The organism is Planococcus sp. ISL-109 (assembly GCF_018613655.1).
Classification (GTDB): Bacteria; Bacillota; Bacilli; order Bacillales_A; family Planococcaceae; genus Planococcus.
In genome coordinates this window covers 60,025-77,228 of sequence record NZ_JAGGPW010000019.1, presented here as the reverse complement: position 1 = coordinate 77,228, position 17,204 = coordinate 60,025, and the positions used below count along the sequence as shown (strand labels likewise).

The following is a 17,204-nucleotide window of genomic DNA, read 5'->3' as shown; positions in this document are numbered from 1 at the left end:
CCTTATTTTTTTTGAATATAATTAGGAGGTATTTTCATGCTGCAGAAAATGACCATGAAGGACTTGGATTTGAAAGGAAAACGTGTGTTTTGCCGTGTCGACTTTAACGTGCCGATGAGTGGCGGTAAAGTGAACGACGATACACGGATTCGGGCGGCGATCCCGACGATTGAGTATTTGGTCGAGCAAGGCGCAAAAGTGATCTTAGCAAGCCACCTCGGCCGTCCGGAAGGCCAAGTCAATGAAGACATGAGACTTGCTGCGGCAGGTGCGCGACTGTCCGAATTGCTCGGGAGTGACGTGAAATGCCTGGATGAATCCATAGGAGAAACAGTGGAGAGGGAAATTGCAGCACTGGATGCCGGCGAAATCCTTCTGCTCGAAAATGTCCGCTTCCATGCCGGGGAAGAAAAGAACGATCCGGAACTCGCGAAACAGTTTGCGGCACTTGCAGATGTCTTCGTCAATGATGCATTCGGCGCTGCACATAGAGCGCATGCTTCTACTGCCGGAATTGCCGAACATTTGCCGGCGGTCTCAGGGCTGCTGCTCGAAAAAGAACTCGACGTGCTCGGTAAAGCCTTATCAGAGCCGGAACGTCCGTTCACTGCGATCATCGGTGGGGCTAAAGTGAAAGACAAAATCGGCGTCATCGATCATTTGCTCGACAAAGTCGATAATCTGCTGATCGGCGGCGGTTTGTCGTATACTTTCATTAAAGCGCTTGGCCATGAAATCGGCAATTCGCTAGTCGAAGAAGACAAATTGGAGCTTGCCAAATCGTTCATCGACAAAGCTCAGGAAAAAGGCGTTAAGCTTTATTTGCCGGTCGATGCGACAATCGCGAGTGAATTCTCAAAAGATGCAGATACGAAAACAGTGAAAATCGAAGAGATTCCATCCGATTGGATGGGGCTTGATATCGGGCCTGAAACGGCGAAGCTTTACGCTGAAGTCATCAAACAGTCGAAACTGGTCATTTGGAACGGGCCGATGGGCGTTTTTGAAATCAAAGCTTTCGCAAACGGGACCAAATCGGTGGCTGAGGCTATGGCGGAAACATCCGGCTATACAGTCATCGGCGGCGGCGATTCCGCATCAGCGGTCGAGAAGTTCAATGTCGCAGAAAAAATGGACCATATTTCTACAGGCGGCGGTGCTTCCTTGGAATTTATGGAAGGTAAAGATTTGCCGGGCGTCACCGCATTAAGCGATAAATAAGGAGAGTGTTTTTGTGAGAAAACCGATCATTGCAGGAAACTGGAAAATGTACAAAACAGCATCGCAAGCGAAAGAGTTTGTGGAGAAAGTCAATGGCTTGGTTCCGGATGCAGATAAGCTCGACGCTGTTATTTGTGCACCGGCTCTATACTTATCGCAATTAGTAGGCTCTGCAGAAAACAGCGCCTTGAAAATCGGTGCGCAGACGATGCATGAAAAAGGCGAAGGGGCATTCACGGGTGAAATCAGTCCCATGCAACTAGCCGATCTCGCTGTCGATTATGTCATTATCGGCCATTCAGAGCGTCGCCAGTATTTCAATGAAACCGATGAAACAGTTAATGCCAAAGTAAAATCGGCATTTTCGCATCAACTCATGCCGATTCTTTGTGTCGGCGAAACAAATGAACAGCGTGAAGCCGGCCAAATGGAAAGCATCGTGGAAACACAAGTTGAAAAGGCAGTCGACGGCTTGACGGACGCGCAAATCGCTGAGCTGGTCATCGCTTACGAGCCAATCTGGGCGATCGGAACCGGAAAAACAGCAACCGCCGAAGATGCCAATGAAGCATGCGGTATTATCCGCAAGAAAATTGCTGCTCTCTACAGCGGCGAAACGGCCGGAAAACTGCGCATTCAATACGGAGGAAGTGTCAAACCTGAAAATATCCAGGAGTTGCTTTCGATGGAGCATATTGACGGCGCATTGGTCGGCGGGGCGAGCTTAGAAGTGGAATCGTTCGTCAAGCTGTTGGAGGCTGGTTCACATGCGTAAAACGGCACATCCGGCAGCCTTGATCATCCTAGATGGCTTTGGCTGCCGTGAAGAAACAGCGGGCAATGCAGTTGCACTAGCGCATAAGCCGAATTTCGACCGTCTATGGAATGAATACCCGCATGAATTGTTGACGGCGGCCGGCGAAGCGGTCGGCTTGCCGGGCGGGCAAATGGGCAATTCCGAAGTGGGCCATTTGAACATCGGTGCCGGCCGCACCGTTTACCAGAATTTGACACGTATCCACAAATCAATCAAAGACGGTGATTTCTTCCGAAATGCCGCATTTTTGGATGCCGTTCTGAACGCTAAAGAAAACGGCAAAGCATTGCACGTTTGTGGACTTCTCAGCGACGGGGGTGTCCATAGTCATTACGAGCATTTGTTCGCCCTGTTGCGACTCGCGAAACAGCAAGGCTTGAGCGAAGTGTTTGTTCACGGATTTTTGGACGGCCGCGATGTTGGACCGAAAACCGCGCTCCGTTATATAGAAGAAACTGAGAAGCAGATGCAGGAGATCGGGATCGGGCGCTTTGCTTCAATCAGCGGCCGCTATTATGCGATGGACCGTGATAAAAGATGGGAGCGCGTCGAGCTTGCCTACCGGGCAATGGTCGACGGGACTGGCCTGAATGCCGCGACAGCTAGAGAAGGTGTAGAAGCTTCCTATGCACATGGCATCGTCGATGAGTTTGTCTTGCCATTTACAATAGCAAGCGATGCACAGCCACCTGTTGTAATCCAGTCCGGCGACTCCATCATTTTCTTTAACTTCCGACCGGACCGCGCCATTCAGCTGACTTCTGTCTTGACGCGTCCTGATTTCACACATTTCCCGTTAAGCGTCCACCATCCGATGAATGTGCTGTTGGTCAGCTTTACGACTTACAGTGAAGAACTGAGAACCCGTATCGCTTACGACAACGTCAATTTGGTGAATACGCTCGGCGAAGTGTTATCCACAAACGGCATGACTCAATTGCGCATTGCCGAAACGGAAAAATACCCTCACGTCACATTTTTCATGAGCGGAGGCCGTGAAGGAATTTTTCCGGGAGAAGAACGGATTCTCGTCTCTTCACCGAAAGTGGCGACCTATGATCTGCAGCCGGAAATGAGCGCTTACGAAGTGACTGACCGCCTCGTCGAACAAATCGATGCGGGCACACATGATGCGATCATTTTGAATTTTGCCAATCCCGATATGGTCGGCCATAGCGGCATGCTTGAGCCGACGATCAAAGCCGTCGAAGTAGTCGATGAATGCCTCGGCCGCATTGTCGAAGCACTGCACCGCCAAGGCGGTTCGGCACTCATCACGGCTGACCACGGCAACGCCGATGAAGTGCTGACAGAAGACGGCTTGCCAATGACGGCGCATACGACAAACCAAGTGCCGGTCATTTTGACGAAACACGGTGAAGTGCTCCGAAGCGGCGGAATTTTAGCCGATTTGGCGCCGACCATCCTGAAACTGCTCGACCTTGAACAGCCGGTAGAAATGACCGGCAAACCGCTTTATTAGAATCGATTGTAATTTGCACATAAGCATGAAACCGATCAAACCATTGAAAAGGGAGCTGTTGATATTGCCAATTATTACTCATATCCAAGCACGCGAAGTACTCGATTCCAGAGGGAACCCGACAGTTGAAGTAGAAGTATTCACAGAAAGCGGTGCATTCGGACGTGCGATCGTACCTTCCGGCGCATCTACTGGGGAGCACGAAGCAGTCGAACTGCGCGACGGTGATAAAAGCCGCTACCTCGGAAAAGGCGTTCTAAAAGCGATCGAGCATGTAAATAATGAAATCGCTGAAGAACTCGAAGAAAACTACTCGGTTCTTGACCAAGTATCGATTGACCAAGCGTTGATCGAGCTTGACGGAACTGAAAACAAAGGGCGCCTCGGTGCAAACGCGATTCTTGGAGTTTCCATGGCAGCGGCTCATGCGGCAGCGGATTACTTGGATCTTCCACTTTACCAATACCTCGGCGGATTCAACGCCAAGCAATTGCCGGTACCGATGATGAACATCTTAAATGGCGGTGAGCATGCGGATAACAACGTCGATATCCAGGAATTCATGGTTATGCCAGTCGGTGCGGAATCATTCCGCCATGCACTGCGCATGGGAACGGAGATTTTCCATAACTTGAAATCCGTCCTGAAAGAAAAAGGCTATAACACATCCGTCGGCGATGAAGGCGGATTCGCTCCGAACCTTGGATCGAACGAAGAAGCGCTTGAAACGATCATGACTGCGATCGAAAAAGCCGGATTCAAACCAGGTGAAGACGTTTTGCTCGCAATGGACGTCGCTGCTTCTGAAATCTACGATAAAGAAAAAGGCGTTTATAATTTGGCTGGCGACAACACGGTGAAAACATCTGCCGAAATGGTCGACTGGTATGAAGAATTGTCCAATAAATACCCGATTGTTTCCATCGAAGACGGCTTGGACGAGAATGACTGGGATGGCCATAAATTGTTGACAGAGCGCATCGGCGGAAAAGTCCAGCTTGTCGGCGATGATTTGTTCGTAACGAACACGAAGAAACTTGCACAAGGCATCGAGCAAGGCGTCTCCAACTCGATCCTGATCAAAGTAAACCAAATCGGTACATTGACTGAGACTTTCGATGCGATCGAAATGGCGAAGCGTGCAGGCTACACAGCGGTCATCTCCCACCGTTCAGGCGAGTCGGAAGACGTCACGATTGCGGATATCGCAATTGCGACAAATGCCGGCCAGATCAAAACAGGTGCTCCGTCCCGTACGGACCGCGTAGCGAAATACAACCAGCTACTGCGCATTGAAGACCAATTGCACGATACTGCGAAATACTTAGGCGTTAAAACTTTCTATAACTTGAAAAAGTAAGAGTGAATAGATGATGACAAGCTGCCGGGAATTTTTCCGGCAGTTTTTTGTTAGAGTGCGGGGTGGTCGAGGCTGCGTTTCAGGGTACGCTTTCCGCGGAGTGGGCATGGCCTTAACCCTTTTTAAGTGTTAAGCGGGGAGAGCTTTCGCTTCAGGTTTAAAGGAGTAGTGAAAGAAAGTCAGCGAATTGTAGTGAGTATTAACGAAACTTGCTTCATCTGTAAACTCCTTTTAGCTTGGAGTGTTGAGTATAAGAGTGATGAGGAATAGGCGAGTATTCATTTGCGATGCATTTACAATGCGGATGTATGAGCACAAGGAGTTTACAAGCGGCTAAGCTAGTTCTGTTTCCGCTAGCGTGCTTAATTAAGAAGCGTTGAAATGTATTTCACCAGCCTCTATAATTTCATTTGGTATAGTGACAATTCGGGATTAAGCATTGTCGAGCTAGCAGGGGATAGGTTCAGCCGATTTCTCCATTCCATTTGTATTTTTTAGGGGCTCTATTGCTACAGGTTTCAATTTTTGGTAAACTAGAGTTTGTTGTGAACGTTCTTTTCAGGAGGTGGTATTTATGCATACATTGTTAATGACATTACTTCTTATAGTCTCGATAGCTTTAATTGTTGTCGTCCTATTGCAATCAGGGAAAAGTGCAGGACTTTCAGGAGCCATCTCCGGTGGAGCAGAGCAACTTTTCGGCAAGCAAAAAGCCCGTGGGTTGGATCTTGTCCTTCACCGGGTAACGATCGTTCTTGCTGCCTTATTCTTTATTCTGGCTATCGCTGTAACGAAAGTATAATGTAGAGCAAATCGCCCGACCATATAGTGGTTGGGCGTTTTCTTTTAGTGGGAATTGGGAACTATATAAGTTGAACTAATAAATTTCCACTGTAGATATTCCGCAAAACCATTCCGAGAAAAGCATTGCTCAACTCTCACTGCGTTCGAGCATCGCAAATGAATAAGCTCAGCTTCCCTTCGCTTATTCATTTCCTGCGGGGTCTCGGTTGACTCGCTTTCCCGCGGGAAAGGTGTTGCCCGACCTTCCGAGGGCGATCCTTTGCGACGCAGTGCGCAGCACGGTTTTCTCCGTAGTTTTGCTACATATCTGTTTGTTTGTTCGCAAATTGTTAGTGTTCAAGTAGTAGTGGTAATTCACTGATATTTCTTTAGTTCAACATATATACTCATTTAAATATTGTAGTAACGAGAAATAGTTGGAGGGAATTTTCATGCGTATTTCACAACCGAAACCATTTTTCTTTGAGAATGGGCCAAGAGCCGTGTTGTTATTGCATGGGTTTACCGGGAACTCTGCGGACGTGCGGATGCTCGGCCGGTTTTTGGAGACGAAAGGCTATACGAGTATCGCGCCTCATTACGCGGGACATGGCGTCGCACCGGAAAAGCTTGTGGAGACGGGACCGGCTGACTGGTGGAAAGATGTAGTAGAAGCATATCAAACCTTGATCGATAAAGGCTATAAAGAAATCGCGGTCGCCGGATTGTCGCTCGGCGGCGTATTCAGCTTGAAACTCGGGTATACAAAGCCTGTTAAGGGCATTGTCACGATGTGCGCACCGATGCATATGAAGTCGACAGACCTCATGTATGAAGGTGTTTTGAAGTATGCCCGCGAATACAAGAATTATGAAGGAAAAGATGATAAACTTATCGAAGAAGAGATGAAGAGGTTCGAGGAAAAGCCGATGGAAACACTCGCAGAGCTGCGTGAATTAATCGGTGAAGTCCGGAACAATGTCGATCATGTTTATACGCCGCTCTTTGTCGTGCAAGGCTCACTCGATAAAGTCATCAACACAGAGTCCGCGAACATCATCCACGACGAAGCGGAATCGACCGATAAGCGCATCAAATGGTACGAAAAATCCGGCCATGTCATTACGCTGGATCAGGAGAAAAAGCAATTGCACGAGGATATATATGAGTTTCTCGAATCGCTCGATTGGAGCGTATGAGACGGTCTCAAAAGGAGGAGTTAGGATTGGGTAAGAATGAACAGTCATTGGATCAGCGCTTATTGGCGTTTATGCGGGAAGAGGCTTACAAGCCATTAACCGTAACAGAAATAGAAGAACAGTTCGGCTTTGAAGATGCCGATGAATTTACAGAATTGGTGAAAACACTCGTTAAGCTCGAAGAAAAAGGCGAATTGGTGCGTTCGCGCTCTAACCGCTATGGCGTGCCGGATCGTATGAATTTGATGCGCGGCAAGTTTATCGGCCACGCAAAAGGCTTCGGTTTTTTTGCGCCGGAAGAAGCGGGTCTTGATGATGTCTTTATCCCGCCGAATGAAGTAAACGGAGCGGTCAACGGCGATACGGTCATGATTCGTGTCTCTGAAGGCTCGTCCGGCGACCGCCGTGAAGGCACCATCATCCGCATACTAGAGCGCGGCACGACAAAAGTCGTCGGCACGTTCCAGGCTAACAAAGGCTTCGGCTTTGTCGTCACGGATGATAAGAAAATGAATATGGATGTTTTCATCGCCAAGGACGACACACTTGGTGCTGTCGACGGTCATAAAGTCGTCGTTGAAATCACCGGCTGGCCGGAGGGGCGTTTGTCTGCTACTGGTATGGTGACACAAGTACTTGGCCATAAAAACGATCCGGGCGTCGACATTCTGTCGATTATCCACAAATACGGCATCGACGTCGAGTTCCCGCAAGACGTGCTGGATCAGGCGAATGCCGTGCCGGACCAAATCGAACCGAGCGATCTAGATGACCGCCGCGATTTGCGTACGGAACAAATCGTGACGATCGACGGCGCGGATGCAAAAGACTTGGATGATGCCATTCAAGTGAAAAAATTCGAAGACGGCACATACAAACTGGGTGTCCATATCGCAGACGTCAGCCATTATGTGACAGAAGGATCCGCAATCGACCGGGAAGCCTATGACCGGGCAACAAGCATTTATTTGACAGACCGGGTCATTCCAATGATTCCGCACCGTCTGTCGAACGGAATCTGCTCGCTCAACCCGCAAGTCGACCGTTTGACTTTGTCTTGTGAAATGATTTTCAACGACAAAGGCGAAGTGGTGTCCCACGATATTTTCCAAAGTGTCATCAACACATCTGCACGCATGACGTATACTGACGTCTATGAAATTCTTGAAAAAGATAATGAAGAATTAAAAGAGCAATACGCTGAGCTGGTTCCGATGTTTGAACTGATGAAAGAACTTTCATCTGTGTTGCACCAGCGCCGGATGAGCCGCGGAGCTATCGACTTTGACTTTAAGGAGTCCAAAGTGATTGTCGATGAGGAAGGCTATCCAATTGATATCGTCGTCCGTGAGCGTACGGTCGCAGAACGCTTGATCGAAGAATTCATGCTCGCAGCGAATGAAACCGTCGCTGAACATTTCCACCGCATGGACGTACCGTCTTTATACCGCATTCACGAAGAGCCGAAACCGGAAAAACTGCAGCGCTTTTTCGAGTTCATCACGAATTTCGGAATCGTCGTCAAAGGATCTGGCAATGAAATTCATCCTAAGGCTTTGCAGGAGATCGTCGAGTCCATCGCGGGCACGCCGGAAGAGCCTGTCGTCTCGACGATGATGCTCCGTTCGATGCAACAGGCGAAATATTCAGCGCAAAGCCTTGGACATTTCGGGCTGTCGACGGAATTCTATACGCATTTCACTTCACCGATCCGCCGCTACCCGGATTTGATCATCCACCGTCTGATTCGGACATATTTGATCGAAAAGGATTTGTCGAACAAGACATTGCGCCACTGGGAAGCGGAAATGGATGATATCGCAACGCACACATCTGAGCGGGAACGCCGAGCAGTTGAAGCGGAACGCGATACGGACGCATTGAAGAAAACTCAGTATATGGCGGATAAAGTCGGGGAACAATTCACTGGCATCATATCGTCTGTGACAAACTTCGGGATGTTCGTCGAACTGCCGAATACGATTGAAGGCTTAGTGCACGTTTCCAACTTGACCGATGATTACTACCAGTTTGATGACCGCCAGATGATGATGATCGGCGAGCGTACAAAGCGCCAGTTCCGCATCGGTGACGAAGTCGAAGTGCGAGTGATCGGGGTTAAACCGGAAGAATCGTCCATCGATTTTGAAATCGTCGGCATGACGCAAAACACACGCCGTACGCGCAAAGATAGCCCGAAAGTGATTCGCAGCGGCAGAAACGGCAGCGACAAACCGAAAGACGGCAAAAAGCGCGGTGAAGGCGGTCCGGACCGCAAACCGAAAGGCCAAAAGAAAAAGTTTTACGAAGGAGCTGCCAAACAGCAGAGCCACAAAAAGAAGAAATAAAAAAAGCGGCCGCGAGCCGCTTTTTTCCAACAGTTTGAGGTGAACAGAAATGGCCAAAGGAGAAGGCAAAGTAATTGCACAGAACAAAAAAGCGGGCTTTGATTTCGCAATTGAAGAGACGATCGAAGCAGGCATCGTCTTGCTCGGTACGGAGATCAAATCTGCGCGTAAAAGCAAAGTCCAGATAAAGGATGCATTCGTCCGTATCAGGGGCGGTGAAGCCTGGATTTCGAACATGCACATTGCACCTTACGAGCAAGGCAACCAGTTTAACCACGACCCGCTGCGCTCACGGAAATTATTGCTCCATAAAAAACAGATCAATGAACTCATCGGCAAATCGAAAGTCGAAGGGGCAGCGATCATTCCGCTGAAGATGTACTTGAAGGACGGTTATGCGAAAGTGCTGCTCGGTGTCGGTAAAGGGAAGAAGAAATACGACAAGCGTGAAGACCTTAAGAAAAAGGATGCCAAGCGGGATATCGACCGCGCCATGAAAGAACGCAGCCGTTAAGCTTGAAGTCTGATCAATCTTGTCCTATAATAAGAGTAGTACACCGAAGCCAAAACATCTTCCGTGTCTCTTTTAATGAGGGGACGTTACGGATTCGACAGGGATGATCTGGGCTTGGGTTGCGCGTCGGAGGGTCGGCTTCGTCACCAACGTAACTTATAACAACTGGCAAAACTAACAACAACCTAGCATTCGCAGCGTAAGCTCGGATCTGCTTTATGTATCCATCGCCCATGTGGCTGCATAGAGCTCACTTTTAGTGGGATACGACAGCCGGTGCCGTTTGAGCCGTCTGGAAGAGATTCTCGAACTAGCCCTCAGGAAGCCTGCTTATCGGCAGACTGTGCGGCGAAATCCAATAGATAAGCTACACGCGTAGATGCTCAAGTAACGGAGTCTCTGGACGCGGGTTCGACTCCCGCCGTCTCCATAGAATTTTATGGAGTAAACGAAACGCCAAAATCCTTTTAGAAGGGTTTTGGCGTTTTTTTGTGCATTATAGAAAGCCGCTGAGTTCCGTTTCGGCGGACGCTTTCAGCGGACGAAGCGCTGAGCCTCCTCGTAGCTTTAAAACCGATTGCAACGCATCTGCAAGCAGATGCGTCGCAAATGAATGAACTCAGCTATGCTTCGCTCTTTCATTTCCTGCGGGGTCTCATCACTCCGTTCTTCCGCTGGAGTCACCACTTACACTTCAACCAGCTGTATAAAAGTAAAAGAAGAAAATTATTAAAGGCTTAGAAACGTCTAAAAGCATCGTAATGAATCTCATCAGCACTCGTGCTATATTTTGCAGGTAGGAGCTTCAATATTATAGATTTGCATTAGCTGTATATTATAGTGAGATAAAGAAATTAAACAAAATCTTCAAGTTGACTTAAATAAAATGAAGCAGTTTGAATGGGAGAATTCTATTTTCAATCTCTAAAAATAGACAGAAAAAACCGGCAGTACCAAATCCGAGGCTGCCGGCGTAACAGTTTTTAATTTTTAGTATTATCAACAAATGGACCGTATTCACGGCGCTGGTGTTGAACTGACAGCCATTTTAAGGTCGTAAATTCTTCGAGCACCCATTCGCCGTTAAAGCGGCCGAGGCCGGAGTCTTTTTCGCCGCCAAACGGCATATGCGCTTCGTCGTTTACCGGTTGGTCGTTGACATGGATCATGCCGGTGTGGATCCTGTGAGCGATGTTCGTAGCGTGTTCAATGTTTGCAGAATGGACAGCCCCGCTCAAACCGAACGGATAGGCATTCGCCATTCCGACGACTTCTTCATCGCTGTCAAAAGGAATCAAAATCGCGACAGGGCCGAAGATTTCATTTTCAGCGAGCGGCATGTCGTTGGTGACACCTGTCAGGACAGTCGGCTCGAGCACATTGCCATCGGCCTTTCCGCCAAGGCGAACTTCTGCGCCTTGTTCAACAGTTGCGTCGATTTCTTTCAGGATGCGGTCGACCTGATCGCGGTTGATCAGCGGCCCGACTTGAGTGTCCTGTTCAGCGGGGTTGCCGAACTTCAATTTGCCGGCGCGCTCGATGAACTGCTCTGCAAATTTGTCGTAAATATCCTGGTGGACAAAAATGCGGTTGATGGACATGCAGATTTGGCCTTGATGATAAAATTTGCCGAATAGTGCAGAATCTACAGCCTGATCTAAATCAGCGTCACCGAGTACGATGAAATTATTGTTACCGCCAAGCTCCAGTGCAGTTTTTTTCAAAGCGCCGCCGGCTAGTTCGCCGATGCGTTTGCCGACAGGCGTCGATCCGGTAAACGAAATCAAACGCGGTGTTGGATGTGTCACGATGTCGTCGCCGATCTCAGATCCTCTTCCTACTATTACGTTCAACAGCCCCTTAGGCAATCCGGCCGCTTCAAATATGCTGGCGAAAAGAAGGCCCCCGGTTACCGGAGTATCGGTTGCCGGTTTAATGACAACAGCATTGCCTGTTGCGATTGCGGGTGCGATGGAACGAATCGCCAAATGGAAGGGAAAGTTCCATGGACTGATGATACCGATGACGCCTAGTGAATTGCGGTATACCCGATTTTCTTTACCCGCTTGCTGAGAGGGGAGAATTTTGCCTTCCATCCGGAACGGGAATGTCATAGCCTCTTTCAGGATGTTGATCGATGCCCCGAACTCCACCGTCGCTTTTGTGACGGTACTGCCTGCTTCTTTGACAAGCCAATCGATGATCAACTCTTTGTTTTCCTGCATGACTTTCAGTGCTTTTTCCATAACAGCCTGTTTGGTCTGGGGCAACTCTTTTGACCATGCCGCTTGCGCGGTCGCTGCAGCTTTATAGGCGGCATCCAAATCGTTGTTATCTGCAGCTTGCGTGGTCACCAGTTCTTCACCCGTAAAAGGGTTTGTATTTTTCATCTGGCTATCGCTGGAACCTGTAACCCATTGACCGTTTATATAGATCTTGGAAAAATCGGTTTTCATCTAAATCGTCTCCATTCTTTTTTAAGGCTGTTGTCTAGGGCGGATCAAAATCTCGTTAACGTCAACATGCGGCGGCTGTTCGACAGCATAGGCGATGGCATTTGCAATGTCCTGTGCTTCGAGCATCTTCATCGGTGCGCCTTTGAAGCTGTTTAGTATATCTTCATCGGTAATAGTGTTGGTCAATTCGGTTTCGACCGCTCCCGGTGACACGATGGTGACACGGATTTCATGTGACGGATCGATTTCCTGGCGCAGTCCATCGGAAATGGCACGGACAGCATATTTAGTGCCGCTGTAAACTGCGCTTCCTTTAAAGACCATATGGCCAGCCACTGAAGAAACGTTCAGGATGTGGCCCGATTTCTGCTTTTCCATGATTGGCAGAACTGCAGCGATTCCATAAAGGACCCCTTTGATGTTGACATCGACCATGCGATCCCACTCATCTACTTTCAGTTTGTTCATAAAAGATAGCGGCATGAGCCCGGCATTGTTCACCAGCACATCGATGCTTCCGGTTTTTTCAAGTGCGGACTCTGCCAACGACTTCATTTCATCTGCTGATGTGACATCGGTCACTTTATAGTCCGCCGTACCTCCGGCAGCCTCAATTTCTTTTTTCAATTCCACCAGTCGATCTTCGCGTCTCGCAGCGAGCATGACATGAAATCCCCTAGCCGCTAACTCCTTTGCGGTCGCTTGCCCTATTCCGCTGCTTGCACCGGTAATGATTGCAGTTTTTTTACTTGTCATATCAGTTCAGCTCCAGTTCTTTTTTGATGTTTGGATGAAAAAATGACTAATGATAAAAGTACCTTAACACTTTACCCGTCCATCCTGTTTTCTCAAACAACCAGGGTGAAACTGTGCATCGTCATTTTCCTTGTCTGTGCTTTAAATTTCGCAAGGTGGGGGTGTTTATATGCGGAAAATCTCATCTGAATAATGGCGGTTTTTGCGACACTCTTATAATAGGAAGACATGAAAACCGTTCGATCAATAGAATTCATTAACTGGGCACTTTTCCCATTGTTTTGTTCTGTAAGGCTCGGGGTACTGAATAGAGTGCTTTTCACCGCGCTATTGATACATAATTCAGACAGTTGACAAGGCTTCGATTGTTCCGTAGCGTAGTATCTTGTGAAGAAAAATAAAAGGAGGAGACTATATGAAGAAAGTAACAAACGTGTTTTGGATTGCAATTTTTCTAATTGCTTTAGCGGTTGGTTACGGTGCGCTTGCTCCAGAGCATTTCGAAGAAGTTACAGGCAATATGAAATCATTTCTGACTACTTCCTTCGGTTGGTATTATTTATTGATCGTCTCTGTAATGGTATTGTTTTGCCTATACTTCCTCGTCAGTCCGATGGGGCAGATTCGTTTAGGGAAAGATACAGACAAGCCGGAATACTCATTCATAACTTGGATTGCGATGCTGTTCTCAGCGGGCATGGGTATCGGGCTCGTATTCTGGGGTGCGGCAGAGCCGCTTTCGCATTTCGCGATTGACCCGGCCACAGCAGAGCCGGGATCTCAGGAAGCGTTCCGGGAATCCATGCGTTTTACATTTTTCCACTGGGGCATCCATGCATGGGCGATTTACGCGGTAGTCGCCCTGTCACTTGCATATTTCCAATTCCGTAAAGGAGAGCCAGGCCTTATTTCTTCTACGCTTCGCCCGTTATTCGGCGACCGGATGAAAGGGCCATGGGGTGTGCTTGTTGACGTGATTGCCGTATTCGCGACAGCAGTCGGTGTTGCGACAACGCTCGGTTTCGGCGCTATCCAAATCAATGGCGGACTCGCTTATTTGTTTGATGGAATTTCAGGGGATAGTTTGATTACGCAAATCGTCATTATTGCAGTGGTGACGGTGTTGTTCATGATTTCGTCCTGGTCAGGAATCAGCAAAGGGATCAAGTATTTGTCTAATACGAATATGGTGCTTGCCAGCACATTGCTCATATTGGTCATTGTTCTTGGGCCAACCTTGTTGATTTTCAATATGTTCACCGATTCACTCGGAAGCTATTTCCAAAATCTGGTGCAAATGAGTTTCCGTGCAGCACCTGTCGACGGTGAGAACCGCTCGTGGATTGACGGCTGGACCATCTTTTACTGGGCTTGGTGGATTTCATGGTCACCATTTGTCGGGATTTTCATCGCTCGCGTATCCAAAGGCCGGACGATCCGGGAATTCTTGTTTGGCGTCTTGCTCATTCCGACGTTCATCAGTTTCATCTGGTTCGCGGCATTCGGTTCGACGGCAATCGATGTCCAAAGCAGCGGCGTTGATCTGACAGGGCTCTTGACAGAAGAAACTTTGTTTGCGGTCTTTAATGAATTGCCGCTTGGCATGATTTTGTCGATCGTCGCTGTGTTGCTCATTTCGACTTTCTTCATTACATCCGCAGATTCAGCAACATTCGTGCTCGGCATGCAGACCACTAACGGTTCTTTGCATCCTGCGAATGCGGTGAAGTTCACATGGGGAATTGCGCAATCGACCATCGCGGTCATCCTGCTCTCTGCAGGTGGACTCGGGTCCTTGCAGACGGCTTTGATCATTGCCGCATTCCCGTTCTCGTTCATCATGCTGTTAATGATGGCATCGTTCTATAAAGCTGTGAATCTTGAATACAAAGCGATTAAGCGCAAACGATAGGAAGCTAAAGGAAGGGTGCCGGGAATCCGGCACCCTTTTTTAATGGCTTAGCATGTATAATGGACAATGGAAATAGAGTTGAATGGAGGAATTATTATGGAAAAACCACATATCATGCTCATAGACGGGATGGCGCTGTTGTTCCGCTCGTATTTTGCGACAGCAGCGGTCGGACAGTTCTTCCGCACAGAGGACGGGCTTGCGACGAACGGCGTCCAAGGATTTGCGCGCCACGTGCTTACGGCGAAATCCTTGATGAAGCCGACGCATATCGCGGTGTGCTGGGACATGGGGGCGCATACGTTCCGCACGGAAATGTTCGATGGTTATAAAGCGAACCGCCCGGAGCCGCCAGCGGATATGAAACATCAATTCGACCAGGCACGGGAAGTGTCCAAATTGCTCGGATGGAAAAACTACGGCGAAAAAGGCATCGAAGCGGATGATTTTATCGGTTCGTTTACGAAGCAATGGCCGGATGAGGCGGATTATACGATCATCACCGGCGACAAAGACATGCTACAGCTATTGAACCCCTCAGTGCAGATCGCTTTTATGAAAAAAGGATTCCATGTCTATGACGTATACACGGATGTGCGCTTCGGGGAAGAGTACGGCATCTTGCCGGAACAATTTGCCGACGTTAAAGCATTTATGGGGGATGCGAGCGACGGCTATCCAGGCGTTAAAGGCATCGGCCAGAAAACGGCGTTACAACTCATCCAGCGCTATGGTTCGATTGAAGGCGTGCTCAACAATATCGATGAGTTGAAGCCTGCGCAAAAAAAGAAGATCGAAGAAAACGGGGAAATGCTCGCATTATCCAAAAAACTGGCGGTCATCAAAGATGACCTCCAGTTGGATGTGGCACTCGAAGAGATTGCAGTGCCGAATTATTCTGCTGATTTGGTCCAGTTATGCGATGAGCGGGAGTTCCGTCTGCTCGCAAGACTATTGGAAAAATCGTTTACGTAATTTTTGCCACCGGGGTTATCCGGATAAAACTAATTACATCCCGGTTTTCACGGAACGACACCGCCCGCAATTTGCTCGGGCGGTTTTTTTGTCCATTATCGTGTACATACAAGATGATATCATCCCCGGTTTCCTCAAAGCCGACGAGCGGAACCCAATGATAAGCGAAGGCGGTTTTTGTTTTCCAGCGCAATGAAAAATAACGGTCGAATTTAACTGCGAGCGGATATCCGGCAATGAGTTGCTCTTTAACTTGTTGGATTGAACGGGTCCGCTTGATAGCGTACCTTGGTCCGGTCACCTTTTGCAGACGGCGTATGAGGCAAAATGCGCTCAAGCCGATCTTCGTCGCACCGAGATGTTTATATAACGGTCCGATTCCCGGCGCGAGACCTTCGTGGTAGTTGAGGATCGAGGCGGCTGTCACCGGACCACAAGCAGAGGGACGAAAAGCTTTGGGAATTTCTTCTGCGTATTGGTTCATTGCTTGAAAAGGCAGCAGCACTTTCATGTCGCATCCTCCTTAGGAGCGGTTCAGCGCAATTGTTTTCCCCGTTCGTCGAGCAAGGTTTGCAAGGCGCTGCGGAACGTCGTATAGACTTCCAAATTGACTTGAATGCCTGCATGGACGATTTCTGGACAAAACGCGGGTTAAAACCGACGTAAATGCTGCGCAGCCCCATTAATTTCAGTGCACTGTTCAACGGGTTCAGTTCGAGTGCCAGCTCATTGAAATCGAATGACTGGACGTCCTGCATCGTCACACCGGTAAAATCGAAGACGACTTGTTGTGCATCGCGGTGGGTATCGGCGTAATCGAGCACTTTTGTCCGGATCGTTTCGAAACGATTGCGGAAGATATATCCGGCAATCGGCACGAGAATGGTGTTCGGCACAATGGACGGGATGATCGGCGCCGACATATTGTGGATGACGTCTTTGTAGTATGTTACGAGTTTTTATAATTCCTTGATTTCCTGTTGTTGATCCATTCCTGCACCTCTGCTTCATATAATTCGCGAAAGTCTTCCAACGCTCCAGGTATTAAACGTTTTGTTCTTCCAAGAAGTGGATGACAGACGCCGGTGATTTGGCGTTGGCGCTATGCAGATGTGCTTGTTTTTCACCGTTTTTAAAAATCAACAGGCTTGGAATGCCCATCACTTCATAGCGCTCGGCGATATCCGGCAATTCGTCGCGGTTCACATCGAACCATTCATAGTCATTGTATTGTTCGATGATCGGGTCGATGAACATGTCCATACGTGTGCAATCCGGGCACCAGCCGGCTTGGAATTTTACAATGACGGGTTTGGCGTTTTGGATTGTATCGTTAAATTGGTCAGTAGTTTTCAGGGATTTCATGAAATTGCCTCCTTT

At 48.4% G+C, this 17,204-nt stretch carries 15 protein-coding genes and 1 other RNA gene; 11 read left to right on the top strand and 5 right to left on the bottom strand.

Going from position 1 to position 17,204, the window contains the following annotated elements:
- The first annotated feature begins 39 nt into the window (after window positions 1–39).
- From J7E21_RS13095 to ssrA, 9 genes are all read left to right on the top strand, one after another.
- Window positions 40–1,221, top strand: a complete 1,182-nt coding sequence (locus J7E21_RS13095) for a phosphoglycerate kinase (RefSeq protein WP_251047999.1) — start codon at window positions 40–42, stop codon at window positions 1,219–1,221.
- Window positions 1,222–1,234: 13 nt separating this feature from the next.
- Entirely contained in the window at window positions 1,235–1,996 is a 762-nt protein-coding gene (gene tpiA, locus J7E21_RS13090) for a triose-phosphate isomerase (RefSeq protein WP_215108465.1), read from the top strand.
- Window positions 1,989–3,521 carry a 2,3-bisphosphoglycerate-independent phosphoglycerate mutase gene (gpmI, locus tag J7E21_RS13085; RefSeq protein WP_215108463.1) on the top strand — a complete coding sequence of 511 codons (1,533 nt, stop codon included), beginning with the start codon at window positions 1,989–1,991 and terminating at the stop codon, window positions 3,519–3,521. Before tpiA ends, gpmI begins: the two co-directional genes overlap by 8 nt.
- A 64-nt stretch (window positions 3,522–3,585) precedes the next feature.
- On the top strand, window positions 3,586–4,881 hold the full coding sequence (gene eno / locus J7E21_RS13080; protein ID WP_215108461.1) for a phosphopyruvate hydratase: 1,296 nt from the start codon (window positions 3,586–3,588) through the stop codon (window positions 4,879–4,881).
- Window positions 4,882–5,455: 574 nt separating this feature from the next.
- Complete coding sequence (gene secG, locus J7E21_RS13075) at window positions 5,456–5,683, top strand: preprotein translocase subunit SecG (RefSeq protein WP_058381240.1); 228 nt, start codon at window positions 5,456–5,458, stop codon at window positions 5,681–5,683.
- 433 nt (window positions 5,684–6,116) lie between these two features.
- Window positions 6,117–6,863, top strand: coding sequence for an alpha/beta hydrolase (locus tag J7E21_RS13070; protein ID WP_215108459.1), 747 nt, complete (start codon window positions 6,117–6,119; stop codon window positions 6,861–6,863).
- Window positions 6,860–9,211, top strand: coding sequence for a ribonuclease R (rnr, locus tag J7E21_RS13065; protein ID WP_215108457.1), 2,352 nt, complete (start codon window positions 6,860–6,862; stop codon window positions 9,209–9,211). Before J7E21_RS13070 ends, rnr begins: the two co-directional genes overlap by 4 nt.
- Window positions 9,212–9,260: 49 nt before the next feature.
- The gene (gene smpB / locus J7E21_RS13060) at window positions 9,261–9,725 is read left to right on the top strand and encodes an SsrA-binding protein SmpB (protein WP_215108455.1); all 465 of its coding nucleotides are present in this window, start codon (window positions 9,261–9,263) and stop codon (window positions 9,723–9,725) included.
- A 79-nt stretch (window positions 9,726–9,804) separates the two neighbouring features.
- Window positions 9,805–10,158: a transfer-messenger RNA gene (ssrA, locus tag J7E21_RS13055) on the top strand.
- Window positions 10,159–10,708: 550 nt separating this feature from the next.
- On the opposite strand, the gene J7E21_RS13050 is transcribed toward ssrA, so the two are convergent.
- Together J7E21_RS13050 and J7E21_RS13045 are read right to left on the bottom strand one after the other, a co-directional pair.
- On the bottom strand, window positions 10,709–12,181 hold the full coding sequence (locus J7E21_RS13050; protein ID WP_215108453.1) for an aldehyde dehydrogenase family protein: 1,473 nt from the start codon (window positions 12,179–12,181) through the stop codon (window positions 10,709–10,711).
- Window positions 12,182–12,202: 21 nt separating this feature from the next.
- Window positions 12,203–12,937, bottom strand: a complete 735-nt coding sequence (locus tag J7E21_RS13045; RefSeq protein WP_215108451.1) for an SDR family oxidoreductase — start codon at window positions 12,935–12,937, stop codon at window positions 12,203–12,205.
- A gap of 415 nt (window positions 12,938–13,352) precedes the next feature.
- Between J7E21_RS13045 and J7E21_RS13040 the strand changes: the two genes are divergently transcribed.
- The gene (locus tag J7E21_RS13040) at window positions 13,353–14,849 is read left to right on the top strand and encodes a glycine betaine uptake BCCT transporter (protein ID WP_215108449.1); all 1,497 of its coding nucleotides are present in this window, start codon (window positions 13,353–13,355) and stop codon (window positions 14,847–14,849) included.
- A gap of 96 nt (window positions 14,850–14,945) precedes the next feature.
- Window positions 14,946–15,824, top strand: a complete 879-nt coding sequence (locus J7E21_RS13035) for a 5'-3' exonuclease (RefSeq protein WP_215108448.1) — start codon at window positions 14,946–14,948, stop codon at window positions 15,822–15,824.
- On the opposite strand, the gene J7E21_RS13030 is transcribed toward J7E21_RS13035, so the two are convergent.
- From J7E21_RS13030 to J7E21_RS13020, 3 genes are all read right to left on the bottom strand, one after another.
- Entirely contained in the window at window positions 15,817–16,287 is a 471-nt protein-coding gene (locus J7E21_RS13030) for a C39 family peptidase (protein WP_353047791.1), read from the bottom strand. The two genes, J7E21_RS13035 and J7E21_RS13030, sit on opposite strands and share 8 nt — an antisense overlap.
- Complete coding sequence (locus J7E21_RS16610) at window positions 16,187–16,747, bottom strand: STAS domain-containing protein (RefSeq protein WP_353047792.1); 561 nt, start codon at window positions 16,745–16,747, stop codon at window positions 16,187–16,189. Before J7E21_RS16610 ends, J7E21_RS13030 begins: the two co-directional genes overlap by 101 nt.
- Window positions 16,748–16,868: 121 nt before the next feature.
- Window positions 16,869–17,189 carry a thioredoxin family protein gene (locus J7E21_RS13020; RefSeq protein WP_215108444.1) on the bottom strand — a complete coding sequence of 107 codons (321 nt, stop codon included), beginning with the start codon at window positions 17,187–17,189 and terminating at the stop codon, window positions 16,869–16,871.
- Window positions 17,190–17,204: the final 15 nt, after the last annotated feature.